Source organism: Streptomyces sp. NPDC053431 (genome assembly GCF_044544925.1).
Classification (GTDB): domain Bacteria; phylum Actinomycetota; class Actinomycetes; order Streptomycetales; family Streptomycetaceae; genus Streptomyces.
Genome location: NZ_JBITXX010000001.1, coordinates 245,200 through 271,641 on the forward strand (window position 1 = coordinate 245,200; position 26,442 = coordinate 271,641).

A 26,442-nucleotide genomic window follows, 5' to 3' on the forward strand; every position below is an offset into this window, starting at 1 on the left:
GGCCCAGTTGTCTAAGCGCTTGCTCAGTCTGTCGTCAACGAAGTTACCCAGCGGTCACCCACCCTGTCCAGACTCAGCGCCTGTGATCCAGGCCCGCCCCACGGAGTCGTATCCGTACACGGGCCGGCCCTTCGCCCCGCTCGTCCGGAAGGGCGCGCCGTCCTCGTCCCCGATCCGGACGGTGCCCCGGCGCCCCTCCGAGCTCCACTCCAGCTCCAGGTACCAGCGGCAGTCGCATCCCGCCGCCCCCGCCGAGACCAGCAGCTCCTCCGGCTCGGCGGCGCTGACCGCGTACGGGAAGGAGACCGCCGGGAGCGTCCGGCCCTCCTCCCCGGAGGCGTCGTACCCGTCCAGCGCCCGCGCCACCGGCCGCGGCCGGTCCAGGTCCACCTCGAAACGGCGCGGCGTCACCGCCCCGCCGCACCCGTCGTCCGTCCGGTACGCCGCCCACGGCAGCGGCGCGCCCCGCTCCACCACCCGCACGTGCAGCGCCTGGAGCACCACCGCCGCCGCGCCCTTCCCCTGGACCGACACCCGTACCAGCGTCTCCCCGCCGTCCACGGCCCCCTGCGCCGCCGCCCAGCTCCGCGCGTCGGCCGGCTCCGGCGGGGGCGGGGGCGTGCGCTCCACGAGGTAGGTGTGCCCGCACCCGTTCTTCCAGAGGTGCGAGGCGACCGTCCACGTCAGCGGCGCCGGCGGTTCGGCGGCCCGCTCCCGGGTCTTTCCCGGTAGGAGTACGGCTCCGAGCGTCACCGCCCCCACGACCGCCAGCGCTGCGCCGACCACGCCCGCCCACCCCCACCTGCCCCGCCGCCGTCCGGACGGGAGGCCCGGCACGCGCGCGTGCACGGGTTCCCGCTCGGGCTCGGGCGCCGCCTCCGGGGCCGGGGCCGCCTCCGGGGCCGGCGCGGGCACGGGACCCGGCTTCGGTCCGGGAGCCTGCTTCGGTCCGGGAGCCGGCTTCGGTCCGGGCTCCTGCTCCGGGCCCGGTTCCTGCGCCGGTCCGGGTTTCTGCTCCGGGCCGGGCTCCTGCGCCGGTCCCGGTTCCTGCTCCGAGCCGGGTTCCTGCTCCGGGGCGGGCTCCCGCTCCGGGCCGGGTGCGGGCTCCTGCTCCGGGCCGGGCGGGGGCGCCGGCTCCGTGTCGGGCCCAGGCGCCGACAGGCGGCGGGCGCCGTCCGCGCGGCTCCAGGCTGCCGCCAGGGCCCGCCGCTCCTCCCCGTCCGCCCCGCACAGCAGGGCGAGGCGGTCGACCACGGCGAACCCCTCCGGGACGGTCGCGCCGGAGCAGTAGCGGTGGAGGGTGGACGCGCTCACGCCCAGGCGCCGGCCCAGCGCCTCGTAGCTCCTCCCGTCCCGCGCCTTCAGGGCGCGCACGAGCCGCGCGAACTCCTCGACGGCGGCCTTCGGCATTCCATCCCCCTCGACCCGCGTCCCACCCTCTTCACGTCCTTGCACGTCAGCGGGGGTGGAACGGTTCCGGGACGGAGGGTGGGCGCGTCACCGTTGCCGGCGGCGGGCGCCGGCCCGAGGCTGGTCGAGCACTGACCGAACGACCCGACGGGGGATCCACCACGATGCACAAGCTCCGTACCGCACTCGCCACCGCCGCCGCTGCCGCCCTGGGGCTCGCGGCCCTCGCCACGGCCCCGGCGCAGGCCGCCGCCCAGCCCGCCTTCCTCGCCGCCTCCCAGATGCCGGCGTCGTCGACGCCGTGGACCGCCACCCAGGTCTTCACCGGCGTCCCGGAGAACGGCGGCGTCCTCTGCGCCCCGTACAAGATCCCGGCGCAGAACACCCGCTACCGCGAGTTCAGCACCGAGCTCGACACCAACGGCGTCCAGGTCACCACCGTCGCCCGCACCGAGGCCGACGCCGTGAAGCTCGTCGACACCCTCCGCAAGGCCCTCGCCGGCTGCGGCGCCGCGCTGGAGCGGCAGAACCCGGGCCTGCGGGCCGTCAGCGCCTTCCACGGCAAGCTCGCCGTCGAGGAGGGCGCCTGGGTCTACAGCCTGGACACCGCCGACCCGCAGATCGGCAGCACCGACATCCACCTCTTCTCCGTCGGCCGCGACGGCCGCACCGTCACCCTCGTCCGCTGGGGGCAGATGGGCGACCTCGCGGACGCCCCGCTGACCGCCTTCCGCACCACGACGAAGACCGCCGTCGACAAGCTCTACTGATCCGTCGCCTCGCCGAGCGCGAACCACAGCTCCATCCGCACGTCCGGGTCGTCCAGGTCCCGGTCGAGGAGGGCCGCGCAGCGGGCGATCCGCTGGCGGACGGTGTTGCGGTGCACGTCGAGGGCCACCGCCGTCCGGTCCCAGCTGCCGTGCAGGGAGAGCCAGGCGCGCAGGGTCTCCCTGAGCGGTTCGCTCAGGGGCGCGAGGAGGGTCCGGGCGTGGGCGGCGGCCTCGTCCGGGTCCACGAGGGACGCGAGGCCGCCCGGGCGGTGGCGCACGAGCGCCGACCGGGTGGCCTCCGCCCGGCGCAGGGCCCGCGCGGCCTGCCCGTCGGCGGCGGGGAGGTCCCCGGCTCCGGCCGGGGCGGAGACGCCGAGGAACCACCCGGGCTGCGCGGTGACGGCGGAGGAAGCGGGCAGAAGGAGACGCGCCCGGGCGGGGACCGCCCCGGCGCCACCGGCCGCTCCCGCCTCCCCCGGGGACCCTCCCGTCCCCGTCGGAGGCCTGTCCGCACCGCCGGGCGCTCCCGTCTCCACCAGCGCCGTCCCCAGCGACGCCGCCAGGTCCGCCACCGCGAACGGGGTGCCGTCGCCGCCCCGCGCGTGGACCACCGTCCACGGCCCCGGGTCCAGGGCGGCCGCCGCCTCCGCCGGGGAGGCGCCCAGGAGCAGCCGGACCAGGGCCCCGTCCCGTGCCGCCGCGTCCGCGCCCCGGTGCGGGGCCGTCAGGAGGGACAGCAGGACCACCGCGACCCCGGCGATCGTGCGGTCGCCGGGGTCCCGCCGCTCCGTCGCCACCCCCAGGGCCAGCCCGTCGCCGCCCCCGAGGGCGTACGCCGCGAGGCGCAGCCCCCCGCCCTCGCCGCTCGCCGACGCCGGCCCGCCCGGGCGCGGGCCCAGGACCCCCGCCAGTTCCCGCAGCGCCCGCGCCGCCTCCGCCGGGACCTCCCGGCCGGCCGCCGCCGACTCCGTGCCGTCCGCGGCGAGGAGGACCGCCCGGCCGCCGAGCCGGGCGGCGAGCGCGCCGAGGACCGCGGGGACGGGCGCCGGGCGTGCCGCCGCCGTCGCCAGGGACTGCTGGGCCTCCGTCACCCGGCGCAGCTCGTGCAGCCGGGCCTCCGCCATCAGCCGCCACACGGCCCGCGCCACCGCCGTGAACGGGGTGCGCGGCGGCACCTCGAGGAGCGGGAGGCCCTGACGGGCGCAGGCCTCGACCAGACCCGCCGGGACCGTGTCGTACACCGGCGTCACCCCGAAGGCGAGCGCCGCCGCTCCCGCCTCCACCACCCGCTCCACGTACCGCGCCGGGTCGGTGAGCTGCACGCCCGCCGTCATCAGGAGTTCGCCGCCGAGCAGGTACGGGTACGGGTCGGCCATCTCCGAGGTGTGCACCCAGTGCAGCGGTACGTCCCCGGGCCCGGCGAGCAGCCGCAGGCCCAGGTCCCGGCGGGCGAGCAGCGCGGCGAGCGGGATCGGCGGGGCCGGGGGAGTGAACGCGGGGTGCGCGGGGCTCGTCGTCATGGACCCTTCGTACACCATGGGCTCGTACAGTGGAGGAAACGCACACTTCTGCGCTGCTTCACCGGCGCCTACCGTCGTGCCGGAGAACCATCCCCTCGCCCCCCGGAGGACCCGACCATGAGCAGCAGCGACCAGAACACCCCGCGCGGCCCGATCGACTCGTCCCGCATCCCGCGGTACGCCGGTCCCGCGACGTTCGCCCGGCTGCCGCGGCTCGACGAGGTCGGCGCCGCCGACGTCGCCGTGGTCGGCATCCCCTTCGACAGCGGCGTCTCCTACCGCCCCGGCGCCCGCTTCGGCGGCAACGCCATCCGCGAGGCCTCCCGCCTGCTGCGCCCCTACAACCCGGCGCAGGACGCCTCCCCGTTCGCCCTCGCCCAGGTCGCGGACGCCGGTGACATCGCGGTCAACCCGTTCAACATCAACGAGGCCGTCGAGACCATCGAGGCCGCCGCCGACGACATGCTCGCCACCGGCGCCCGCATGATGACCCTCGGCGGCGACCACACCGTCGCCCTGCCGCTGCTCCGCTCGGTCGCGAAGAAGCACGGCCCCGTCGCCCTGCTCCACTTCGACGCCCACCTCGACACCTGGGACACCTACTTCGGCGCCGAGTACACCCACGGCACCCCGTTCCGCCGCGCCGTCGAGGAGGGCATCCTCGACACCTCCGCCCTGTCGCACGTCGGCACCCGCGGCCCGCTCTACGGCAAGCAGGACCTGACGGACGACGAGAAGATGGGCTTCGGCATCGTCACCTCTGCGGACATCTACCGCCGCGGCGCCGACGAGGTCGCCGACCAGCTCCGCCAGCGCATCGGCGACCGCCCGCTGTACATCTCCATCGACATCGACTGCCTCGACCCGGCCCACGCCCCGGGCACCGGCACCCCCGAGGCGGGCGGCATGACCTCCCGCGAGCTCCTGGAGATCCTCCGCGGCCTCGCCTCCTGCAACCTCGTCGGCGCCGACGTCGTCGAGGTCGCCCCCGCCTACGACCACGCCGAGATCACGGCCGTGGCCGCCTCCCACACGGCCTACGAGCTGACGACGATCATGTCCCGCCAGATCGCGGCGGCGCGCGACGCCGGCTGACCCGCGTCGCCGGCCCCGCCCGCTGCTTCCGCGCCCCACGCGGCCGGCGGCCGGGCGGGACCGGTGACACCCGTCCGGCCGGGGTTCCTTCGCGCCTGGCGTCGGGCCGGTTCTTTCCGCCTGGCGTCCGGACGGGCTGCTTCCCGCCCGGTGTCCGGCTGGGCTGCTTCCCGCCCGGTGTCAGGTCGGCTCCTTCCCGCCCGCCGTGCGGTCCGCCCCGCCCGCCGTCCGGTCCGCCCCGCCCGCCGTGCGGTCCGCCCCGCCCGCCGTGCGGGGCCGCCCGCCACGCAGGTCCGCCGGTCGTACGGGTCCGCCCGCCGTATGGGTCCGCCCGCCATGCAGGGCCGCCCGCCAATGCAGGGCCGCCCGCCGTACGCGGCCCGGCAGGGGGCCCTCCCGGTCGGGGGAGACCCAGGGAAGAGGGCCGGGGTCGCGGACCCACCGCCCCGGGCGGGACCGGACCTGGGGCAGGCTGGACCTGCCCGCCGTCACCGGGCCGCGCCCGACCGACCACGTCACGCCCCGAGGGACCCATGACCCACGACCATGACCTCGTGCTGCGGCCCACCGCCGCGCAGATCGCCGCCGCCCTCACCCCGCCCCCCGGGCGAACCGGCGGCGACCTCGTCGTCGAGACCCTCTCCGGCCTCGGCGCGACCACCGTCTTCGGCCTCCCCGGCCAGCACGCCCTCGGCATGTTCGACGCCCTGCGCCGCTCGGACCTGCGCTACGTCGGACTCCGCGTCGAGAACAACGCCGGCTTCGCCGCCGACGCGTACGGCCGGATCACCGGCGAGGCCGCCCCGCTGCTGCTCTCCACCGGCCCCGGCGCGCTCATGTCCCTCGCGGCGCTCCAGGAGGCGGCCGCCGCCTCCGCGCCGGTCCTCGCGATCGGCAGCCAGGTCCCGACGGCCGGGCTCGGCGGCGGCCGGCACGGCTACCTGCACGAGCTGCGCGACCAGCAGGCCTCGTTCCGGGACGTCGTGAAGTCGGTCCACACCGTCCGCACGCACTCGCAGATCCCCTCCGCGATCGCCGCAGCCTGGAAGTCGGCGCTCACCGCCCCGCACGGGCCCGTGTGGGTGGAGATCCCGCAGGACGTGCTGCTCGCCGGGACGACGCTCCCCGTGGTCACGGCCATGGACGCGACCCCCGACGAGGTCGTGCCCCGCCCCGAGCTGACCGCGGTGGCCGCGCACCTGCTGGCGAACGCCGAGCGCCCGGCGATCATCGCGGGCGGCGGGGTCGTCCGCTCGGACGCCTCCGGCAAGCTGCTCGCGCTCGCCGAGCGGATCGACGCGCCCGTCGTCACGACCTTCGGCGGCAAGGGCGCCTTCCCGTGGGAGCACGCGCTGTCCCTGCAGTCCTGGCTGGAGGACCGGCACACCACCGACTTCCTGGAGGACGCGGACGTCCTCCTCGTGGTCGGCTCGGGCCTCGGCGAGCTGTCCTCGAACTACCACACCTTCGCCCCGCGCGGCCGGATGATCCAGATCGAGGCCGACGCCGGCAAGCTGGAGTCGAACCACCCGGCCCTCGGCATCCACGCGGACGCCCGGCTGGCGTTGCAGGCGATCCTGGAGACGGTGGACGTACGCCGGGACGCCGGCGCCCCGGAGCGGGTGCGGGCCGTCCTGGACAAGGTCCGCGAGCGGCTGGCCGCCCAGGACCTCGGCCTGGAGCAGCGGGTCGTCGCCGCCGTGCGCGCGGCGCTGCCGGACCGGGCGCCCAGCTTCTGGGACATGACGATCCTGGCGTACTGGGCCTGGTCGGCCTTCGACGCCCGCCGCCCCAACACCATGCACTCCGCGCAGGGCGCCGGTGGCCTCGGCTACGGCTTCCCCGCCGCCCTGGGGGCGGCCGCGGCCGACCCGACCCATCCGGTCCTCGCGGTGTCCGGCGACGGCGGCGCGATGTACTCGATCGCGGAGCTGGCGACGGCGAAGCAGTACGGCCTCGACGTCACCTGGCTGATCGTCGACGACGGCGGCTACGGCATCCTGCGCGAGTACATGACGGACGCCTTCGGCGAGGCCACGGCGACCGACCTGTCCCGGCCGGACTTCGTCGCGCTCGCGGAGTCCTTCGGCGTCCCGGCCGTCCTCACCACCCCGGACGCCCTCACCGAGGACCTCTCCAGGGCCCTCAGGACCCCGGGCCCGTCGGTGGTCGTCCTCCCGGCCCTGCTGAGGATGTTCGAACCGACCCACCTCTGACCGGCCCCGAGTCCGGTCCGGAGACCGGTGCGGAGTCCGGTCCGGAGACCGGCCCCGCCAGCCCCTGAGGGTCCTCTCGCCGGCCGCCGCGGGCCTAGGACCTCCGACCCGGTCGGGTCCGACCTCCGACCGGTCTTCGCCGCCGAATTGTTGCGGCGGGATGAAATCGCACGTCGGCCGCGTTGCGCCTTCCGGTAGAGCAGGACGGACGGGAGGCGCCACGTGGCGGCGGTGGGGCAGGAACAGACGGAGGCGCGACAGCCGGGCTGGGCGCGCAGGCTGTGGGGATACGCCTGGCGCTACAAGGCGAACGTGGCCCTCGCCCTCGGCTCCTCGCTGGGCGGCATGGCCGTGATGGCGCTCGTCCCGCTGATCACCAAGGTGATCATCGACGACGTGATCGGCTCGAAAACCGGGTCCCTGGCTCTGTGGACCGGGCTGCTCATCGGCTCCGCCGTCGTCGTCTACGCCCTCACCTACGTCCGCCGCTTCTACGGCGGACGGCTCGCCCTCGACGTGCAGCACGATCTGCGCACCGAGATGTTCGGCACCATCACCCGGCTCGACGGGCGCCGGCAGGACGAGCTGTCCACCGGGCAGGTCGTCGGGCGGGCCACCAGCGACCTGCAGCTCATCCAGGGGCTGCTCTTCATGCTCCCGATGACCCTCGGGAACTTCCTGCTCTTCTTCATCTCGCTCGGCGTGATGGCCGCCCTGTCCCTGCCGCTCACCCTGGTCGCGCTCGCCGTCGCGCCCGCCCTCTGGTGGATCGCCCGCCGCAGCCGCACCCGTCTGCACCCCGCCACCTGGTACGCACAGCAGCAGGCCGCCGCCGTCGCCGGCGTCGTCGACGGGGCCGTGACCGGCGTGCGGGTGGTGAAGGGCTTCGGGCAGGAGGAGCAGGAGACCGGCAAGATCCGCGAGGCCGGGCGGAAGCTCTTCGCTGGCCGCCTGCGCACCATCCGGCTCAACGCGAGGTACACCCCGGCCCTCCAGGCCGTGCCCGCCCTCGGCCAGGTCGCCGTCCTCGCCCTCGGCGGCTGGCTCGCGTACCGGCACCAGATCACCCTCGGCACCTTCGTCGCCTTCTCCGCCTACCTCGCCTCCCTCGTCGGCCCGGTCCGCATGCTCGCCATGGTCCTCACCGTCGGCCAGCAGGCCCGCGCCGGCGTCGAGCGGGTCCTGGAGCTCATCGACACCGAACCGACCCTGCGGGACGGCACGAAGGAGCTCCCCGCCGACGCGCCCGCGACGGTCGAGTTCGACGACGTGTCCTTCGCGTACGAGGACGGCAGCCCCGTCCTCCGGGGCTTCTCGCTGGAGATCCGGCCCGGCGAGACCGTCGCCGTCGTCGGTTCCTCCGGCTCCGGCAAGTCCACCGTCTCGCTGCTGCTGCCCCGCCTCTACGACGTGACCCACGGCGCCGTCCTCGTCGGCGGCCACGACGTCCGCGAGCTCACCCTCGACTCGCTGCGCGCCGCGATCGGGCTCGTCCCCGAGGACTCCCTCCTCTTCTCCGACACGGTCCGCGCCAACATCGCGTACGGCCTGCCGGAGGCCACCCAGGAGCAGATAGAGACGGCCGCCCGCGCCGCCCAGGCCGACCGCTTCATCGCCGAGCTCCCGGACGGCTACGACACCAAGGTCGGCGAGCACGGCCTCACCCTCTCCGGCGGCCAGCGCCAGCGCATCGCGCTGGCCCGCGCGATCCTCACCGACCCCCGGCTGCTGCTCCTCGACGACGCCACCTCCGCCGTCGACGCCAAGGTCGAGCACGAGATCCACGAGGCCCTGAAGTCCGTGATGGCCGGCCGCACCACGCTGCTCATCGCGCACCGCCGCTCCACCCTGGGCCTCGCCGACCGGATCGCCGTCCTCGACGGCGGCCGGCTCGCCGACATCGGCACCCACGAGGAGCTGGAGCGGCGCTCCGCGCTCTACCGGCGCCTGCTCACCGACCCCGACGAGCTGGGCGCCGTCTCACCCGGCCACCTCCCCCCCGTCGAGGTGCCGGAGGACCGCACGCTGCGGGCCGAGCTGGACGCCGAGTTCGACGCGGAGCGGGGGATCACCCCCACGCTGTGGGAGCGAGAGGAGGCCGAGGAGGGAGAGCCGAAGGCGCCCGGGGCCACCCCGGAGCTGCTCGCCGCCGTCCAGGCCCTGCCGCCCGCCGCCGACACCCCGGACGTCGACGAGACCCGGGCCGTCTCGCCCGAGGAGTCGTACGGGCTGCGCCGTCTGCTGCGCGGCTTCGGCCTGCCCCTGCTCGTCAGCCTGGGGCTGGTCGCCGTGGACGCGGGCGCGGGCCTGCTGCTGCCGATCCTGATCCGGCACGGCATCGACGAGGGCGTCAACCGGCTCGCCATCGGCGCCGTCTGGGCCGCCTCCGCCCTCGCCCTGGTGACCGTGCTCGTCCAGTGGGTGGCGCAGACCGCCGAGACCCGGATGACCGGCCGCACCGGCGAGCGGATCCTCTACGCGCTGCGCCTGAAGATCTTCGCCCAGCTCCAGCGGCTCGGCCTGGACTACTACGAGCGCGAGCTGACCGGCCGGATCATGACCCGGATGACCACGGACGTCGACGCCCTGTCGACCTTCCTGCAGACCGGTCTCGTCACGGCCTTCGTCTCCGTCGTCACCTTCTTCGGCATCATGGGCGCGCTGCTCGTGCTCGACCTCCAGCTCGCCCTGGTGGTGTTCGCGACCCTGCCGGTGCTCGCCGTCGCCACGTACTTCTTCCGCCGCTCCAGCGTGAAGGCGTACGAGCTGGCCCGTGAGCGGATCAGCGTGGTCAACGCCGATCTGCAGGAGTCGGTGGCGGGCCTGCGGATCGTGCAGGCCTTCCGGCGCGAGCGGTCCGGTGCCGAGCGCTTCACGGCCCGCAGCGAGGAGTACCGCGAGGCCCGCGTCCGGGGCCAGTGGCTGATCTCGGTCTACTTCCCCTTCGTCACGCTGCTGTCCTCGGTGGCCGCCGCGGCCGTCCTGATCGTCGGCGCGCACCGCATCGAGGACGGCACGCTCACCACCGGCGCGCTCGTCGCCTACCTGCTCTACATCGACCTGTTCTTCGCGCCCGTGCAGCAGCTGTCCCAGGTCTTCGACGGCTACCAGCAGGCCGCGGTCTCGCTGAAGCGGATGCAGGAGCTCCTCCAGGAGCCCACCTCCACCGCCGCCGCGGCCGCCCCGCGCGAGGTCGCGCGCCTGCGTGGCGAGATCGCCTTCGAGAACGTGTCCTTCGCCTACGGGAGCGATGCCGGCGATCCGGAGGCGGCCGCGCTGACCGGCGTCGACCTGCGCATCCCCGCCGGTCAGACCGTCGCCTTCGTCGGCGAGACCGGTGCGGGCAAGTCGACCCTGGTCAAGCTGGTCGCCCGGTTCTACGACCCGACGGACGGCCGGGTCACCGCCGACGGCATCGATCTGCGCGAGCTCGACCTCACCGCGTACCGCCACCGGCTCGGCGTCGTCCCGCAAGAGGCGTACCTCTTCCCCGGCACGGTCCGCGACGCCATCGCGTACGGGCGCCCGGACGCCACCGACGCCGAGGTGGAGGCCGCGGCCCGCGCGGTCGGCGCCCACGACATGATCGCCACCCTCGACGGCGGCTACCTCCACGAGGTCGCCGAGCGCGGCCGCAACCTCTCGGCGGGGCAGCGCCAGCTCATCGCCCTGGCCCGCGCCGAACTGGTCGACCCCGACGTGCTGCTGCTCGACGAGGCCACCGCCGCCCTCGACCTGGCGACCGAGGCCCAGGTCAACGCGGCCACCGACCGCCTCGCCGGCCGCCGCACCACCCTGGTGGTGGCCCACCGCCTCACCACGGCCGCCCGCGCGGACCGGGTGATCGTGATGGACCACGGCCGGGTCGCGGAGGACGGCAGCCACGACGAACTCCTCGCCCGCGACGGGCGCTACGCGGCCCTGTGGCGCACCTTCATCGGCGAGGCCGAACCGGCGAGCGTCGAGGCGGTCTGACGGGCCCGGCGCCCGGCGTACACGTGGCGGTCTCACGGGCCCGGCTCACGGGGCGGACGAGGCGGTCTGAGGGTCCGGTACACGGCACGCATGAGTACGAGCGCCGATGCCGGCGGGCGGCGGCCCGGGATTGAATCGCTCCCATGAGCGACCACCCGCGGCTCCCGTCCGCCCCGTCCGCCGCCCCGAACGAGGCACGCCGGTTCCGTGTCCGTGCCCTGTGGGCCGGGCTGCTGCTGATCCCGGCGACCGTCCTGGTCGTGATCCTCGCCCTCGCCTCCGAGAGCGGCACGGCCTGCGTCATGCACGGCACGTGCCGCGACGTTCCCGGCCCGCTCTACCTCTGCACCCTCGCCGTGGCGGTCGGCGCCCTGATCTGGACGCAGTCCACCCCGGACGGCGCCCCGCCCGCCCCCGCCCGCAAGGCCGGCCTCGCCGTCCTCCTGGGCGCCGACCTCCTGTTCCTCACCCTCGTCGCGACGTATTTCGCCGGCTGAGCGCGCTCCGACCCGGCCGCCGGCAACCGAATCGCGGTCGGCTGCGTCGTATGCACATACGACCGGAAGCAGGGGGGCGGGCGCGTGTTCGGTGGGGTTGGGGTGGGAGTGGTTCGGCGGCCGCTCGTGTGTCTGCTCGGACTGGTCCTCGCCGTCGGGGCGCTCGTGCTGGCCGGGCCCGTCTCCGGGAGTGCCGACGCCGCCTCCGTGTGCACCGGGCGGCCCACCCGCACCGTCGGTTTCGTCACCGGGGAGCTGCGGCTCTTCCGGACCCGGCACTACGTCTGCGCGCTCGTGGTGGCGAAGGGGCCCGGCGCGCCGCGGCCGATGTCGGTATCGCTGCAGCCGCGTGGCGGCCGGGCCGCGGTCAGTTCCGGGCGGTTCTCGCGGCAGGCCGGGCCGGTGACCGTGCACGCCCTCAACCGGTGCGTACGGGCCTCGGCGGCCGTCTCGGGACGTGGCACGACCACCGGCTGGATCCTGTGCTGATGCAGAGGTAAGTCCCAACCAGGTCTGGCGGCCCGCACGTTGACCCCGCTAGGTTCACGACACCGTTGTGAACCAAGGGGAGGGTGAATGCGCAAGTCGCTGAGATGGGTGCTGTCGCTCTCGGTGCTCATAGGCACCGTGGGCTCGACCGGCGTGGCTACCGCCGCGGACACGGAGACCGGCAGCACGTCCGTCGTCGACTCGCAGAGCACGGACATCAAGGACCGCATCCTGGCGATCCCCGGGATGAGCCTGATCGAGGAGAAGCCGTACGCCGGCTACCGCTTCTTCGTCCTGAACTACGAACAGCCGATCGACCACCGCCGGCCGTGGGCCGGTACGTTCCAGCAGCGGATCGCGATCCTCCACAAGGACACGGACCGCCCCACCGTCTTCCGCACGAGCGGATACGGGCTGAGCACCACCCCGAGCCGGACCGAGCCGACCCGGATCGTGGACGGCAACCAGGTCTCCATGGAGTACCGCTTCTTCTCGCCGTCCCGCCCGCAGCCGGCCGACTGGTCGAAGCTGGACATCTGGCAGGCCGCGAGCGACCAGCACCGCATCTACACCGCGCTGAAGTCGATCTACGGCAAGAAGTGGCTGTCCACCGGCGCCTCCAAGGGCGGCATGACGGCCACCTACTACGAGCGCTTCTACCCGAAGGACATGGACGGCGTCGTCGCCTACGTGGCGCCCAACGACGTGGTCAACCAGGAGGACTCGGCCTACGACCGGTTCTTCGAGACGGTCGGCACCAAGGACTGCCGCGACCGGCTGAACAACATGCAGCGCGAGGCGCTGGTCCGGCGCGAGCCGCTGGAGAAGAAGTACGAGGCCTGGGCGAAGTCCGAGGGCGCCACCTTCAACACGGTCGGCTCGCTCGACAAGGCGTACGAGGCCGTCGTCCTCGACTTCGTGTGGGGCTTCTGGCAGTACTACGGCCAGGCCGTCTGCGACCAGATCCCGGACGCCGCCACCGCGAGCGACGACACCGTCTACGAGACGATCGACGCCTACTCCGGCTGGTCCGCGTACACCGACCAGGGCCTGGAGTACTACACGCCGTACTACTACCAGGCGGCGACCGAGCTCGGCTCGCCCACCATCACGCAGCCCCACCTGGCGGGCCTGAGCCGCTACGGCTACCAGCCGGCCAGTTCCTTCGTGCCGCGTGAGATCCCGATGAAGTTCAAGCCGTGGGTCATGCGGGACGTCGACACGTGGGTCCGCCACAACGCGAACCACATGCTCTTCGTCTACGGCGGCAACGACCCGTGGGGCTCCGAGCAGTTCCGCCTCGGCAAGGGGGCCCGCGACAGCTACGTGTACGTCGCGCCGGGCGCCAACCACGGTGCCAACGTGGCCGGTCTCGTCGAGGCCGAGAAGGCCAACGCCACCGCCCGCATCCTCGCCTGGGCCGGGGTCGACGCCCCCGCCGCGCAGGCCGCCCAGCCGCTGGCGCGCTTCGACGCCCGCCTCGACAGGCCGGTCGACGAGGACGCCACCCGGGAGCACGGCCTGCGCCCGTAGCCCTCGGATCCCCGTCGTACGCCGTGAGCCGGCACCCCGCCGTACGGGGTGCCGGCTCACCGCCGTCACGCGTACGACAGGCCGTGGCCCACCGGGTACAGCACCTTCGCCGGGTCGTCCGCGTCCTGTATCGGGACGGGCAGCCGGCCGCGCGGGTCGGCCCGGCCCGCGAGCACCCGGACCGCGGCGCGCAGTTCGACGTCCGTCCAGGAGTAGGAGGCGAGCGTGGCCCGCTGTCCGCTGATCCGGGCGACGTCGTACGGGTTGCGGATGGCGATCGTGACGACCGGCACGCCCGTCGCGACCAGCCGGGCGACGAGGGTCCGCTGCGGGCTGGTCGCCGACAGGTTGTAGGTGCCGACGACGACCAGGTCCTGCCCGGCCGCGGCGGCCACCGCCTCCTCGATCCTGGCGGCGGTCGGGGTGATCCCGGTCGACAGGGCCCGCGCCGTGAAGCCGAGTTCGGTGAGCGCGCCGGCCAGGGTGGTGGTCGGCGGGCCCGTGGTGCCGGACGGCGAGGCGGGATCGGCGCCGACGACGAGCACCCTGGGGTGGCTGCGCCGGCTCACCGGCAGGAAGCCGCCCTCGTTGACCAGGAGCGTCGTGGTCGCCTCGGCGATCCGGTCGGCGTGGGCGAGGTGCGCCGCGGTGCCGACCGTGCGGTCGACGCCGGCGTGGGTGACGTACGGGTCCTTGAACAGGCCCAGCCTGGCCTTGAGCCGCAGGATCCGCAGGATCGATTCGTCGAGCCGGGCCTCGGTGAGCTCCCCGCTCCTGACGGCCGCGAGCACCGCGTTCCAGGCCACCGACAGGTTCGGCGGGTTGAGCAGCTGGTCCACGCCCGCCTTGAGCGCGAGGACGGGGACGCGCTCGTCGCCGTACTTGGTGCGGACGCCCTCCATGCCGAGCGAGTCGGTGACGACGACGCCGTCGTAGCCGAGCTCCTCGCGCAGGATGCCGGTGAGGATCGGCCGGGACAGCGTCGCCGGGTCCTCGCTCGGGTCGAGCGCGGGCACCACGATGTGCGCTGTCATGATCGAGTCGATGCCGGCGGCGATCGCGGCGCGGAACGGCGGCGCGTCGAGCTCGGCCCACTGCGCACGGGTGTGGGTGATGGTCGGCAGCCCGTAGTGGCTGTCGACGGCGGTGTCGCCGTGCCCGGGGAAGTGCTTGGAGGTCGCGGCCACGCCGGCCCGCTGATAGCCCTTGACCTGGGCCGCGACCAGGTCGGCGACGGCGTTCGGGTCGGCGCCGAAGGAGCGGACGCCGATCACCGGGTTGGCCGGGTTGACGTTGACGTCGGCGACCGGGGCGTAGTTCTGCCGGATGCCGACGGCCGCGAGCTCGGAGCCCGCGATCTGCGCCGCCTTACGGGCGTGGGCGTGCGAGCCGGCCGCGCCGAGCGCCATCGCGCCGGGCAGGAGGGTGGCGGGTTCGCCGACCCGGCAGACGATGCCGTGCTCCTGGTCGGTGGAGATCAGCAGCGGGACGGGAGTCGGCTGGGCGAGACCGGCCCGCTGGATGCCGTTGGAGAGATCGGCGATCTGGTGCGGGTCGCGGGTGTTGTGCGCCCACGCGAAGTAGATGACGCCGCCGACGTGGTAGCGCTCGACCAGCTCGGCGGCGGTGCGGACGCCGATCTCCTTGAGGTTGGCGTCGACGTCGGCCTGGTCGGGGGCGGTGGCGGAGTGGCCGTAGACCCGCATGACGAACAGCTGGCCGACCTTCTCCTCCAGGGACATGCGGGAGAGGAGGTCCTGGAGCTTCCGGTCGTCGGCGTGGGCGACCGGGGCCGTCACGCCCGTGACGGCGGCGGCCGCCGCGGCGGCGGTCACGGTGAGGAGGGTCCGCCGGGACGGGGCGGGCGAAGGGGCGGGGGAGGACGAAGGGGAGGAGGGGGTGGGGGAGGGGGCGCGGTGGTGCAACTGATGCTCCTTCCGGCCGTGCGTGGTGGAGGAAGAGGTGAAGGAAACTTCCAAGGAGCCACGGATAGCCGGAAAGTAACTGCCAGGTCAAGGACCCGCGCAAGAAACGCCGGTGCTTGTGGCGCCTACGCCGCCGACGCGACCTCCGGCCAGAGCTCCTGGAGGGTGCGGACCGTCTCGGTGATCGCCGGCCGGCGGGCCGCTCCGGTGCGCCACAGCGCCCGCAACCGCCGCGTGGGGATCGGGTCGAGCCGCAGCGGCACCACCTCCGGCGGCAGGGTCCCGCGCCCGAGCCGCGGGACGAGCGCGATCCCGAGCCCGGCCGCCACCAGCGCCACCTGCGTGTGGTTCTCCTCGGCCTGATGGGCGATCAGCGGCTCGTAGCCGGTCGCGCGCAGCGTCCGCATCAGCCAGTCGTGGCACACCGTCCCCGGCGGCTGGGTGATCCACCGCTCCTGGCTCAGCTCCTCCCGGCGCACCCCGTCCCGCGCCGCCAGCGGATGCCCCCGGGGCACGAGGATGTCGCACAGGTCGTCGCCGATCACCGCCTGTTCCACCCCCGGCGGTACGGGCAGCGGGGCGATGTCCCAGTCGTGCGCCACGGCCAGGTCGAGCACGCCGCGCGCCACCAGGTCCACGGACAGGTGCGGATCCACCTCGGTCAGGCGGGCGTCGAGGGCCGCATGACGGCGCGCCAGCTCCGCGAGCACCCGGGGCATCAGCCCGCGCGCCGCGCTCGGGAAACAGCCGATCCGCAGCCGGCCCGCCGGCAGCCCGCGCCGCTCCTCCAGCCGGACCTCCGCCTCCTCGACGATCGACATCAGCCGCTGGGCGGTGTCGGCGAGCTGCCGGGCCTCGTCGGTGAGCCGGACGCCCCGGCCGCTGCGTTCGAGCAGGGTCGTGCGGGTCTCCCGCTCCAGCTTGGCGATCTGCTGGGAGACGGCCGAGGGGGTGTAGCCGAGGGCGGTGGCGGCGGCCCCGACCGTGCCGTGCACGGCGACGGCGTGCAGCGCCCGCAGGCGTCCGAGATCCAGCACGTGAGCCTCCGAGTGCACCGTGGATGTAGCGATGCTTCATCCAACCATGAAGGAATCCGTGCTGGTGCTACACGTTCCGCCCGGGTGATCCTCGTCGGTATGCGCCCCGCCCACATCGCCCTCGCCGCCCTGGTCGCCGCCCTCTGGGGAGTGAACTTCGTCGTCATCGAGATCGGCCTCGACCACTTCCCGCCGCTGCTCTTCTCCGCCCTCCGCTTCCTCGTCGCCGCCCTGCCGGCCGTCTTCCTCGTCGGCCGTCCCAAGGTCGCCTGGAAGTGGATCGTGGGCGTCGGCCTCGCGCTCGGCGTGGCCAAGTTCGGCCTCCTCTTCACCGGCATGAGCCTCGGCGCCCCGGCCGGCCTGTCCTCCCTGGTCCTGCAGGTCCAGGCCGTCTTCACCGCCCTCTTCGCCTTCCTCGCCCTCGGCGAGCGCCCCGACCGGATCAAGCTGCTCGGCATGGGCGTCGCCCTCGCCGGCATCGGTCTCGCCGCCCTCGACGAGGGCGCCTCGGGCTCGATGACGGGCTTCGTCCTGGTGATCGCCGCCGCCGTCTGCTGGGGCGTCTCCAACGTCCTCACCCGCAAGGCCGCGCCGCCGGATCCGCTCAACTTCATGGTCTGGGTCAGCACCGTGCCCGTCCTGCCGCTGCTCGCCCTGTCCCTGCTGCTCGAAGGCCCCCGGCGGGACCTCGACGCCCTCCGCGCGCTCGACTGGACCGGCGCCGGCGTCATCGTCTACGTCGCCTGGATCACCACCGTCTTCGGCTTCGGCGCCTGGGGCTGGCTGTTGCGCCGTCACCCGGCCTCCTCGGTGGCCCCGTTCTCGCTCCTCGTCCCGGTCTTCGGGATGTCCTCGGCCGCCCTCTTCCTGGGCGAGGGCATCAGCCCGCTGCGCTGGTGCGCGGCGGCCCTGCTGGTCGGTGGAGTGGCGCTGACGTCCGTACAGAGGAAGGCCGTTCGGGAGGCGGAGGCTAGGGTTCTGGTGCCGACGTCCCCCGGGGGAGCCACCACACCATGAGCCATCAGCAGCCACACCCGTACGAGCAGCCGCAGCCGCAGCCGTACCAGCAGCCGCAGCCGCAGTCGTATCCGCAGCAGCAGCCTCACCCGTACCCGCAGCAGCACCCCCAGCCGCAGCAGCCCCACCTGCATCCGCAGCAGCAGCAGCCCCACCCCTATCCGCAGGCGGCGCAGTCGTACGCGCAGCCCCAACCGCCGTACGGCGCCTCCGCGCCCCACGGTTGCGAGGTGTGCGGGGCGCAGCCCGCGGCGGCGGCGACGGTCCGCGCGCACCAGGGCATGGTCGTCGTCATGCGTACGGTCACCCGGCGCGGCGTCTTCTGCCGGACCTGCGGCCTCGCCGTCTACCGGCAGATGACCTCCGAGACCCTCGTGACCGGCTGGTGGGGCCTTCTCTCCTTCTTCGTCACGCCGTTCGTCGTGCTCGGCAACCTCGGGGCCCGCTCGGTCTTCCGCCGGATGCCCGAGCCGTACGGTGCCCGGCGACCGCCCCTGGACCCGGGGCGGCGGGTGCTGCGGCGGGCGCCCGCGATGCTGATCCTCACTCCGGTCGCGCTCGTCCTCCTCGCGATCCCGGCGCTGGTCCTGCTCGGACTGCTCGTGGAGGACGAAGGTGACGGAGGGACGGTCGGGCTCTCCGTCGGCGACTGCGTCCACAACACGGAGGAGTGGCCGGAGCAGAAGCTGCTGAAGGTGGACTGCGGCTCGCCACTCGCCGAGTACCGGGTCGCCGACGAGCAGCACTGCGGCCCGTCCGACTACCTCCTGCGCGCCGAATACATGATCGACTCGCCGGGGACGCCCGGCTACTGTGTCACGGCCAAGTGACCGTACGCTGCTGAAGGGGCGCTCCGCATGACCTTCGAGAACGTCACGCTCGACCTCTCCGATCCCGCCCCCGGCACCGTCCTCCTCGTCGGCATCCCGGGCAGCGGCAAGAGCACCGTCGCGGCGGCCCTCGCGGCCAGGTTCGCCCGCTCCGCGCACATCGAGGTCGACCGGCTCCAGGAGCTCATCGTCGAGGGGTGCCACTGGCCCTCGCCCGAGGGCGACCCGGAGGCCGACCGGCAGATCCTGCTCCGCGCCCGCAACGCCTGCCTGCTGGCGGACAGTTTCGCCACGGCCGGCTTCCTGCCGGTCGTCGACGACGTGGTGGTCCGCCGCTCCCACCTCGACTTCTACCGCTCGCAGGCGAAGGCGGTCCCGCTCCACGTGGTCGTCCTGGCCCCCGGCCCCCAGAAGGCCTGGGAGCGCAACAACGCCCGCCACAAGCGCCTCACCACCAACTGGGCCTTCCTCGACGAGGCGATGCGCGAGGAGCTGTCCGGCGAGGGCGTCTGGATCGACAACGCGGAGCAGACGGTCGAGCAGACGGTGGACGCGGTCCTCGCCGCGACGGGCCTGGCCCCTACGGGCCCGGCCGTTACGGGCCGGCCCTGAAGCGGGAGGCGGGAGCACGCCCATGCCTGAACAGGTAGGCGAGGGCCCGCCCGCGCCCCGACCGGTAAGCGGCAGCACGTACACGACTGAAGCGGGAAGCGGGAGCACGCCCATGGAGGAGCAGCGGCACGACGTGATCGTGTCCCGGCCCGTCGGCCGGGTGGTCGGCGGCCGCGCCGACGTGCGGGACGACGAGTGGGGCGAGGTCACCGCCGTGATCCGGCTCGACGCCGGGCGCTTCGGCCCGGACGCCCTCGCCGGCCTCGACGCCTTCTCGCACCTGGAGGTCGTCTACCACTTCGACCGGGTGCCGGAGGAGAAGATCGAGACCGGCGCCCGCCACCCGCGCGGCAACACCGACTGGCCCCTGGTCGGCATCTTCGCCCAGCGCGGCAAGAACCGCCCCAACCGCCTCGGCGTCTCCCGCTGCCGCCTCCTCCGCGTCGACGGCCTCGACGTCCACGTCCAGGGCCTCGACGCGGTCGACGGCACCCCGGTGCTCGACCTCAAGCCGTACCTCGCCGAGTTCGGCCCCCAGGGCCCGACCGAGCAGCCCGCCTGGGCCACGGAGATCATGCGCCGCTACTACTGACGGCCCACGCCCTCCGCGGCCCACGGCGTCAGCCCACCCGGGAGCGGACGGTCACCGCGTTGTTCACCGGGTTCGGGTCGGCCGTGGTGCTGGTGACCCGCGCCGTGTCGGTGACCGTGGTGCCGGCGTTGGCCCGGACCGTGACGACGATCGTGGCGGTCCGGCTCGTGTTCGCGCCGAGCGTGCCCAGCTTGCAGGTCACCGTGTCCGTCGAGCCGGCCGGGGGAACGACGCAGCTGCCCTGGGTCGAGCTCGCGCCGACGAACTCGCCCTCGGCGGGGAGGGTGTCGTCGAAGACGACGTTCTCGGCGGCCGACGGGCCGTTGTTCCGGACCGTCACCGTGTAGACCAGACTGCCATTCGCCGCGACGGGGTTGGGCGCGGCGCGCAGCGCGACGGTGAGATCGGCGCTCGGCCGGGAGGTGACCAGGTTGTGGGCACCGCCCGCACTGATGCTCCGCACACCGTCCAGGAACTGGGTGCAGGGCGCGGCCTGGCCGACGGCGCACACCTTGACGGGCACGGTCCGCTGGGCCGTGGTCCCGTCCCCGAGCTGGCCGGCGTAGTTGGACCCCCAGCTGCGGACGCCCCCGTCCGTGCGCAGCGCCACGTTGTGGGTGTAGCCGGCGGACACGGAGGCGATTCCGGTCAGGAACGAGGAGCAGGGGGCGGTCGCTCCCGGGGCGCAGACCTGCACCGGGAGCGAGCTGTCGGTGGTGGTGCCGTTCCCGAGCTGTCCGGAGTCGTTCCGGCCCCAGCCGCGGACGGTGCCGTCGGTCCGCGCCGCCACGCTGTGGCGGTAGCCGGCGCCGAGGGACCTGACCCCGGTGAGTCCGCCGACCTGGACCGGTGCGCTGCTGTTGGCGGTGGTGCCGTTGCCGAGCTGACCGCTGGAGTTGTCCCCCCAGCTGTGGACGGTGCCGTCGGCCGCCAGGGCCAGGCTGTGCGCTTCGCCCGCGGAGACGGCGGTCGCATCGAAGAGGTAGTCGTCGCAGGGCGCGGTCTGCCCGACGGCGCAGACCGTCACGGGGGTGCTGCTGTCGGTGGTCTTCCCGTTCCCGAGCTGTCCGGAGTCGTTCCGGCCCCAGCTCTGGACGGTGCCGCCGGTCCGCAGCGCGAGGGCGTGGGCACCACCGGCCGAGATGGCGGTGACCTGGTTCGTGTTCCCGTTGCCGACGACGACGGGCACGGTGGCGTACGCGCTGGTGATGCCGGTCCCGAGCTGGCCGTAGATGTTCTCGCCCCAGGCGACGACGGTTCCGTTCGCTCGAAGGGCCAGAGTGAAGTCATGTCCGGCGGAGATGGCCACCACGCCCGTGAGGAAGCTGTCGCAGGGCGCGGTCGCGCCGACCGCGCACACCTGCACGGGGGTCATGCTCGTGGTGGTGGTGCCGTCGCCCAGCGTGCCGAAGAAGTTGTCTCCCCACGTCCAGACGGTGCCGTCCGCGCGCAGTGCCACGCTGTGGAAGACGCCGCCGTCGACGGAGACGACGTCGTCGAGGGATGACAGGCACGGCGCGCTGCCGCAGACGCGGACGGGCGTGGCGGCGAAGTCGACGGTGGCGCCGTCGCCGAGCCGGCCCTCGTGGTTGGTGCCCCAGGCGAGCGCGGTCGCGGGCTCGGTCGGGCGTCCTTCCGCGGCCCACGCGGTGTGCCCGGCGGCGGCCGGGGCGAGGCCGCCCGCCAGCAGCGCCGCCACCCCCAGGGCGGCGACGCGTGCGCGGAGGGGGCGCCTGCGCACGGAGCGCTCGCGGGCCGAGCGTGCGCGTACGGACGGGAACCCGGCCGGCGGCCGGGGGCTTCGACTCATGATCACCTCTGGGTTCGGGGGACCTCTGAGGTGAAGCCTTCGGGCGCGCCGCCCGACGTGCCAGTCGCAGAGGGCAACCGGATGATCACCCCTATGCCACGGCCCGCGGCGGCTCCTGACAGCCCGTCACCCGCGTGGCCGCCCCGTGGAGCCCCGCACCACGACCTCCGCCGGGATCGTCGCCAGGCCGCCCGGCGGGGTGTCCTCGGCGCCGAGGGCGAGCCGTCCGGCGCGGGCGCCGGCCTCGTGCAGCGGCAGTCGGACGGTGGTCAGGGCGGGCACCACGTCGACCGAGAACGGGAGGTCGTCGAAGCCCGCCACCGACACGTCGCCGGGGATGCCGAGGCCCCGGTCGCGCAGGGCCGCGCAGACGCCGAGCGCGACCGTGTCGTTCGCGGCGACGACGGCCGTCAGGTCCGGTTCGCGGCGCAGGAGTTCGGCCGTGGCGTCGTAGCCGGACGCGCGGTCGTACGGGCCGTGGACGGTGGGCCCTTCGGCCGCCCCGGCCGCGCGCAGGGCCTCGCGGTGGCCCTCCAGGCGGTGCCGGGTCGTGGTGCGGTCGGCCGGCCCCGCCACGTAACCGATCCGCCGGTGGCCGAGGGTCAGCAGGTGCTCGGTGAGGCGGCGCGCCCCCGACCGGTTGTCGAAGGCGAGGGTGGCGGCGGTGAGGCCGGGCAGCGGGGGCCGCCCGCACAGCACCACCCGGGTGCCGGCGTCGGTGAGCTTCGTCAGCTTGGCCGTCACGGCCGCGAGGTGTCCGGGGTCCTCCAGGGAGCCGCCGGTGAGGATCACGGCGGCGGCCCGCTGGCGCTGGAGCAGGGTCAGATAGGTGAGTTCGCGCTCGGGCGAGCCGCCCGTGTTGCAGACCACGGCCAGCTTCTCGCCGCCGGCCCGGCCCGCCCCGCTCTCGCCGATGGCGCCCTGCGCGGCCCCGGCCATGATCCCGAAGAAGGGGTCGGCGATGTCGTTGACGAGGATGCCGACCAGGTCGGAGGTGGCGGCCGCGAGTGAGCTCGCGGGGCCGTTGGGGACGTAGTCCAGCTCGTCGACCGCGCGCATGACCCGCTCGCGGGTGGCGGCGGCGACCGGGTAGTTGCCGTTGAGGACGCGGGAGACGGTCGCGGGGGAGACCCGGGCGCGGGCGGCCACGTCCGCCAGGGTGACGGTCATCGCGTGCGTACCTCCAGGGGCCTTGTCGGCGGTGATGTCGGCAGGCTAGCGTCATGCGCGATAGAAAGCGCTTTCCATCGTGCTTTCCGTCCGCGTGACGTACCGCCCGCCGGGAGAGGAAACACCTTCGTGACACGCAGAACGGTCCGCATCGCCATGAACGGCGTCACCGGACGCATGGGCTACCGCCAGCACCTCGTCCGCTCGATCCTCGCCCTGCGCGAGCAGGGCGGACTCGACCTCGGCGACGGCGAGACCCTGTGGCCCGAGCCGGTCCTCGTCGGCCGCCGCGAGCCCGCCCTGCGCGCCCTCGCCGAGCGCCACGGGCTGACCGAGTGGTCCACCGACCTCGACGCCGTCCTCGCCGACGACACCGTCGACGTCTACTTCGACGCCCAGGTCACCTCCGCCCGCGTCGAGGCGATCACCAAGGCGATCGCGGCGGGCAAGCACGTCTACACCGAGAAGCCGACCGCCGCCGACCTCGCCGGCGCCCTCGAACTCGCCCGCCTGGCCCGGCAGAAGGGCGTCCGCCACGGCGTCGTCCAGGACAAGCTCTTCCTCCCCGGCCTGCGCAAGCTGAAGCGGCTGATCGACGGCGGCTTCTTCGGCGAGATCCTGTCCGTGCGCGGCGAGTTCGGCTACTGGGTCTTCGAGGGCGACTGGCAGGAGGCCCAGCGCCCCAGCTGGAACTACCGTGCCGAGGACGGCGGCGGCATCGTCGTCGACATGTTCCCGCACTGGGAGTACGTGCTCCACGAGCTCTTCGGCCGGGTCACCTCCGTCACCGCCCACGTCGCCACCCACGTCCCGCGCCGCTGGGACGAGGCGGGCAAGCCGTACGAGGCGACCGCCGACGACGCCGCGTACGGGATCTTCCAGCTGGCGGGCGGCGCCGTCGCCCAGATCAACTCCTCCTGGGCGGTCCGCGTGCACCGCGACGAACTGGTGGAGTTCCAGGTCGACGGCACCCACGGCTCCGCCGTCGCCGGTCTGCGCAGCTGCCGCGTCCAGCACCGCTCCGCCACCCCGAAGCCGGTGTGGAACCCCGACATCCCGGCCACCGAGGCCTTCCGCGAGCAGTGGCAGGAGGTCCCCGACAACGCCGAGTTCGACAACGGCTTCAAGGCCCAGTGGGAGCTCTTCCTGCGCCACGTCGCCCTCGGCGAGCCGTACCACTGGGACCTGCTCGCGGGCGCCCGCGGCGTCCAGCTCGCCGAACTCGGCCTGCGCTCCGCCGCTGAGGGCCGCCGCCTGGAGGTCCCGGAGGTGACCCTGTGATCCGGCTGCCCGGGCCGGGCGGGGAGCTGCGGGCCTACGAGCCGCGCACCGAACCCCTCGCCCTCGCGGCCGGCGCCCCGCCGACCTCCCGTACGGTCTTCTCCGCCGCGCACGTCGTCGCCGACCCGTACGCCGACACCCACCCCGACGCCCCCGCCGCCGTCGACTGGGACGCCACCCTCGCCTTCCGCCGCCACCTGTGGTCCCACGGACTCGGCGTGGCCGAGGCGATGGACACCGCCCAGCGCGGCATGGGGCTCGACTGGTCCGGGGCGGCCGAGCTGATCCGCCGCAGCGCGGCGGAGGCACGCGCCGTCGGCGGCCGGATCGCCTGCGGGGTCGGCACCGACCAGCTCACCGGCCCGGCCGGCCTCCCGGAGGTCCGCCGCGCGTACGAGGAGCAGCTCGCCGTCGTGGAGGAGGCGGGCGCCCAGGCGATCGTGATGGCCTCCCGCGCCCTCGCGGCCGCCGCCCGGGGCCCCGAGGACTACGCGGACGTCTACGGCCGGGTGCTCCGCCAGGCCGCGGAGCCGGTCGTCCTGCACTGGCTCGGCCCGATGTTCGACCCGGCCCTGGAGGGCTACTGGGGCTCGGCGGACCTCGACGCGGCGACGGACACCTTCCTGGAGGTGATCGCGGCCCACCCCGACAAGGTGGACGGCATCAAGGTCTCGCTCCTGGACGCCGGGCGCGAGGTCGAGCTGCGCCGGCGCCTCCCCGACGGGGTCCGCTGCTACACGGGCGACGACTTCCACTACCCCGAGCTGATCGCGGGCGACGAGAGGGGCTTCAGCCACGCCCTGCTCGGCGTCTTCGACCCGCTCGGCCCGCTCGCGGCCGAGGCCGTCCGGATCCTCGACACGGGCGACACGGCCGGCTTCCGCGCGCTCCTCGACCCGACCGTCGCGCTCTCCCGCCACCTCTTCCAGGCCCCGACCCGCTTCTACAAGACGGGCGTGGTGTTCCTCGCCTGGCTGGCCGGCCACCAGGAGCACTTCACGATGGTCGGCGGCCTCCAGTCCGCCCGCTCCCTCCCGCACCTCGCCCGCGCCTACGAACTCGCCGACGGCCTCGGCCTGTTCCCGGACCCGGCGTCGGCGGAGTCCCGGATGCGGTCCCTGCTCGACGTGTACGGGGTGCCCCGATGAACCTGGACCGCTTCAGCGTCAACCAGATGACCGTCAAGCAGCTCCCCCTCCCGGAGCTCGTCGCCCACTGTGTCCGCCTGGGCATCCCCGGCGTCGGCCTGTGGCGCGAGCCCGTCCAGGAGTACGGGGTGGAGGCCGCGGCCGCACTCGTCCGCGACGCGGGCCTCACCGTCACCACCCTGTGCCGCGGCGGCTTCTTCACGACCGACGGCTGGGAGGAGGCCAACCGGGCCGCGATCGACGAGTGCGTGACCCTCGGCACCGACACCCTCGTGCTCGTCTCCGGCGGCCTCCCGCCGGGCAGCCGCGACCTGCCCGCGGCCCGCGCCCGCATCGCCGACGCGATCGGCACGCTCGCCCCGTACGCCGGGGAGCGGGGCATCCGGCTCGCGATCGAGCCCCTCCACCCCATGTACGCCGCCGACCGCTGCGCCGTCTCCACCCTGGACCAGGCCCTGGACATCGCCGAGCGCTTCCCGGCCGAGCAGGTCGGCGTGGTCGTCGACACCTACCACCTGTGGTGGGACGACCGGGCCCCGGCCGCCGTCGCCCGGGCCGGCGCGACCGGCCGCCTCCACTCCTTCCAGCTCGCCGACTGGACCACGCCGCTTCCGGCCGGGGTCCTCAACGGCCGCGGCCGGCTGGGCACCGGCGCGGTCGACCTGCCGGCCTGGGCCGCCCTCGTGGAGAAGGCGGGCTACGTCGGCCCGGTGGAGGTGGAGCTCTTCAACGAGGACCTGTGGGCACGGGACGGGGCGGAGGTCCTGGAGGAGACCCTGGAGGCGTTCCTGGCGGTGTGACGTCGCGTCGCGTACGCGGGGGCCGCCCGGGGCGGAAGGCCGCCCGCGGCCGGGTGGGCTCAGGGACTCAGGCGCCGCACGTCCTGGTGCCCGACCTCCTTGAGGACGCGAGCGACGGTGGCGAAGTCGTTGTCCCTGTGCAGGATGACCAGGCCGTGATGGACGGCCGTGGCGCAGAGAAGGAGATCGACGACGCCCGCGGCGCGGTGCTGCCCCTTCCGGGTCAGCTTGTACTGGGCGGTTTCCACCCATCGCCACGCGTCCTTCGGAACGCGCACGGCCGTGAACAGGGCGGAGAGGTCCTCGTCGATCTCCTCGCGGTCGTGCGCGTTGACGGCGCTGAAAAGGATCTCCGTCCGTGTCGCCTCGCACATGCCGATGGCGCCGGTCTCGATCTCGGCGTCCCAGCGTCGCTGCGCCGCCGGATCGGTGCCCAGGTGGACGTAGGCGCTGGTGTCGATGAGATAGGTGATCACGCGCCGCCCTCGCCGCGTTGTGCGGCCTTACGGGCTTCCCAGTCCCGGCGCACGGGCTCCAGCTCCCCGCGCGCGCCACGCTCCGCCAGGCGCTGGAAGGCCGCCCGGCGTCGATGACGCCTTATGACCTCCTCCAGCGCCGTGTTGATCGTGTCCTTCTTGGTGGTCGTACCGAGCAGCTTCGCGGCCTCGGCGAGTACGTCGTCGTCGACGTCCACATTCGTGACACCCATGATCAC

General features: G+C 74.3%; 22 protein-coding genes. 14 read left to right on the forward strand and 8 right to left on the reverse strand.

Annotation, left to right across the window (positions count from 1 at the left end; translation table 11 throughout):
- Positions 1-54 precede the first annotated feature (54 nt).
- A complete protein-coding gene (locus ACIGXE_RS01045) occupies positions 55-1,410 on the reverse strand; it encodes a helix-turn-helix domain-containing protein (protein ID WP_399741070.1) in 1,356 nt (451 codons plus the stop codon).
- 164 nt (positions 1,411-1,574) lie between these two features.
- Here ACIGXE_RS01045 and ACIGXE_RS01050 point away from each other — a divergent pair, with 164 nt between their 5' ends.
- Positions 1,575-2,180, forward strand: a complete 606-nt coding sequence (locus tag ACIGXE_RS01050; RefSeq protein WP_399741071.1) for a hypothetical protein — start codon at positions 1,575-1,577, stop codon at positions 2,178-2,180.
- Here ACIGXE_RS01050 and ACIGXE_RS01055 read toward each other — a convergent pair.
- Positions 2,174-3,700: a PucR family transcriptional regulator ligand-binding domain-containing protein gene (locus tag ACIGXE_RS01055; RefSeq protein ID WP_399741074.1), complete on the reverse strand. Its 1,527-nt coding sequence runs from the start codon at positions 3,698-3,700 to the stop codon at positions 2,174-2,176. The genes ACIGXE_RS01050 and ACIGXE_RS01055 overlap by 7 nt on opposite strands.
- Positions 3,701-3,817: 117 nt before the next feature.
- Here ACIGXE_RS01055 and speB point away from each other — a divergent pair, with 117 nt between their 5' ends.
- From speB to ACIGXE_RS01085, 6 genes are all read left to right on the forward strand, one after another.
- A complete protein-coding gene (speB, locus tag ACIGXE_RS01060; protein WP_399741077.1) occupies positions 3,818-4,795 on the forward strand; it encodes an agmatinase in 978 nt (325 codons plus the stop codon).
- Positions 4,796-5,328: 533 nt separating this feature from the next.
- Complete coding sequence (locus tag ACIGXE_RS01065) at positions 5,329-7,011, forward strand: thiamine pyrophosphate-binding protein (RefSeq protein ID WP_399741079.1); 1,683 nt, start codon at positions 5,329-5,331, stop codon at positions 7,009-7,011.
- 222 nt (positions 7,012-7,233) lie between these two features.
- Entirely contained in the window at positions 7,234-10,986 is a 3,753-nt protein-coding gene (locus ACIGXE_RS01070) for an ABC transporter ATP-binding protein (protein ID WP_399741081.1), read from the forward strand.
- 143 nt (positions 10,987-11,129) lie between these two features.
- Entirely contained in the window at positions 11,130-11,483 is a 354-nt protein-coding gene (locus ACIGXE_RS01075) for a hypothetical protein (protein WP_399741084.1), read from the forward strand.
- A 126-nt stretch (positions 11,484-11,609) separates the two neighbouring features.
- A complete protein-coding gene (locus ACIGXE_RS01080; RefSeq protein WP_399741087.1) occupies positions 11,610-11,972 on the forward strand; it encodes a hypothetical protein in 363 nt (120 codons plus the stop codon).
- An 87-nt stretch (positions 11,973-12,059) separates the two neighbouring features.
- Positions 12,060-13,505, forward strand: a complete 1,446-nt coding sequence (locus ACIGXE_RS01085) for an aminopeptidase (protein ID WP_399741089.1) — start codon at positions 12,060-12,062, stop codon at positions 13,503-13,505.
- 65 nt (positions 13,506-13,570) lie between these two features.
- Here the strand turns inward: ACIGXE_RS01085 and ACIGXE_RS01090 are convergent, their stop codons facing one another.
- Complete coding sequence (locus ACIGXE_RS01090; protein ID WP_399741092.1) at positions 13,571-15,340, reverse strand: glycoside hydrolase family 3 protein; 1,770 nt, start codon at positions 15,338-15,340, stop codon at positions 13,571-13,573.
- Positions 15,341-15,555: 215 nt separating this feature from the next.
- Positions 15,556-16,467, reverse strand: coding sequence for a LysR family transcriptional regulator (locus ACIGXE_RS01095; protein WP_399741094.1), 912 nt, complete (start codon positions 16,465-16,467; stop codon positions 15,556-15,558).
- Positions 16,468-16,566: 99 nt separating this feature from the next.
- On the opposite strand from ACIGXE_RS01095, the gene ACIGXE_RS01100 reads away from it, so the two are divergent.
- The 4 genes from ACIGXE_RS01100 (at position 16,567) to ACIGXE_RS01115 (ending at position 19,518) form a co-directional block, all read left to right on the forward strand.
- Entirely contained in the window at positions 16,567-17,484 is a 918-nt protein-coding gene (locus ACIGXE_RS01100) for an EamA family transporter (protein ID WP_399741097.1), read from the forward strand.
- Positions 17,481-18,314: a hypothetical protein gene (locus ACIGXE_RS01105; RefSeq protein ID WP_399741100.1), complete on the forward strand. Its 834-nt coding sequence runs from the start codon at positions 17,481-17,483 to the stop codon at positions 18,312-18,314. Before ACIGXE_RS01100 ends, ACIGXE_RS01105 begins: the two co-directional genes overlap by 4 nt.
- Before the next feature lie 27 nt (positions 18,315-18,341).
- Positions 18,342-18,926 (forward strand): AAA family ATPase, encoded by a 585-nt coding sequence (locus ACIGXE_RS01110; RefSeq protein ID WP_399741103.1) that lies wholly within the window; start codon positions 18,342-18,344, stop codon positions 18,924-18,926.
- 112 nt (positions 18,927-19,038) lie between these two features.
- Positions 19,039-19,518 carry an SAM-dependent methyltransferase gene (locus tag ACIGXE_RS01115; protein WP_399741105.1) on the forward strand — a complete coding sequence of 160 codons (480 nt, stop codon included), beginning with the start codon at positions 19,039-19,041 and terminating at the stop codon, positions 19,516-19,518.
- Positions 19,519-19,546: 28 nt separating this feature from the next.
- Here ACIGXE_RS01115 and ACIGXE_RS01120 read toward each other — a convergent pair whose 3' ends face one another.
- Together ACIGXE_RS01120 and ACIGXE_RS01125 are read right to left on the reverse strand one after the other, a co-directional pair.
- Positions 19,547-21,328 (reverse strand): hypothetical protein, encoded by a 1,782-nt coding sequence (locus tag ACIGXE_RS01120; RefSeq protein ID WP_399741108.1) that lies wholly within the window; start codon positions 21,326-21,328, stop codon positions 19,547-19,549.
- 126 nt (positions 21,329-21,454) lie between these two features.
- Positions 21,455-22,498, reverse strand: coding sequence for a LacI family DNA-binding transcriptional regulator (locus ACIGXE_RS01125; RefSeq protein ID WP_399741110.1), 1,044 nt, complete (start codon positions 22,496-22,498; stop codon positions 21,455-21,457).
- A 129-nt stretch (positions 22,499-22,627) separates the two neighbouring features.
- Between ACIGXE_RS01125 and ACIGXE_RS01130 the strand changes: the two genes are divergently transcribed.
- The 3 genes from ACIGXE_RS01130 to ACIGXE_RS01140 are packed head-to-tail and all read left to right on the forward strand — an operon-like array spanning position 22,628 to position 25,727.
- The gene (locus ACIGXE_RS01130; RefSeq protein WP_399741113.1) at positions 22,628-23,779 is read left to right on the forward strand and encodes a Gfo/Idh/MocA family protein; all 1,152 of its coding nucleotides are present in this window, start codon (positions 22,628-22,630) and stop codon (positions 23,777-23,779) included.
- Positions 23,776-24,927, forward strand: a complete 1,152-nt coding sequence (locus tag ACIGXE_RS01135) for a dihydrodipicolinate synthase family protein (protein WP_399741116.1) — start codon at positions 23,776-23,778, stop codon at positions 24,925-24,927. Before ACIGXE_RS01130 ends, ACIGXE_RS01135 begins: the two co-directional genes overlap by 4 nt.
- On the forward strand, positions 24,924-25,727 hold the full coding sequence (locus tag ACIGXE_RS01140; RefSeq protein WP_399741119.1) for a sugar phosphate isomerase/epimerase family protein: 804 nt from the start codon (positions 24,924-24,926) through the stop codon (positions 25,725-25,727). Before ACIGXE_RS01135 ends, ACIGXE_RS01140 begins: the two co-directional genes overlap by 4 nt.
- A gap of 59 nt (positions 25,728-25,786) precedes the next feature.
- Here the strand turns inward: ACIGXE_RS01140 and ACIGXE_RS01145 are convergent, their stop codons facing one another.
- Positions 25,787-26,203 (reverse strand): PIN domain nuclease, encoded by a 417-nt coding sequence (locus ACIGXE_RS01145; protein ID WP_399741122.1) that lies wholly within the window; start codon positions 26,201-26,203, stop codon positions 25,787-25,789.
- On the reverse strand, positions 26,200-26,436 hold the full coding sequence (locus ACIGXE_RS01150; RefSeq protein WP_399741125.1) for a type II toxin-antitoxin system VapB family antitoxin: 237 nt from the start codon (positions 26,434-26,436) through the stop codon (positions 26,200-26,202). The genes ACIGXE_RS01145 and ACIGXE_RS01150 overlap by 4 nt, the downstream gene beginning before the upstream one ends.
- Positions 26,437-26,442 lie beyond the last annotated feature (6 nt).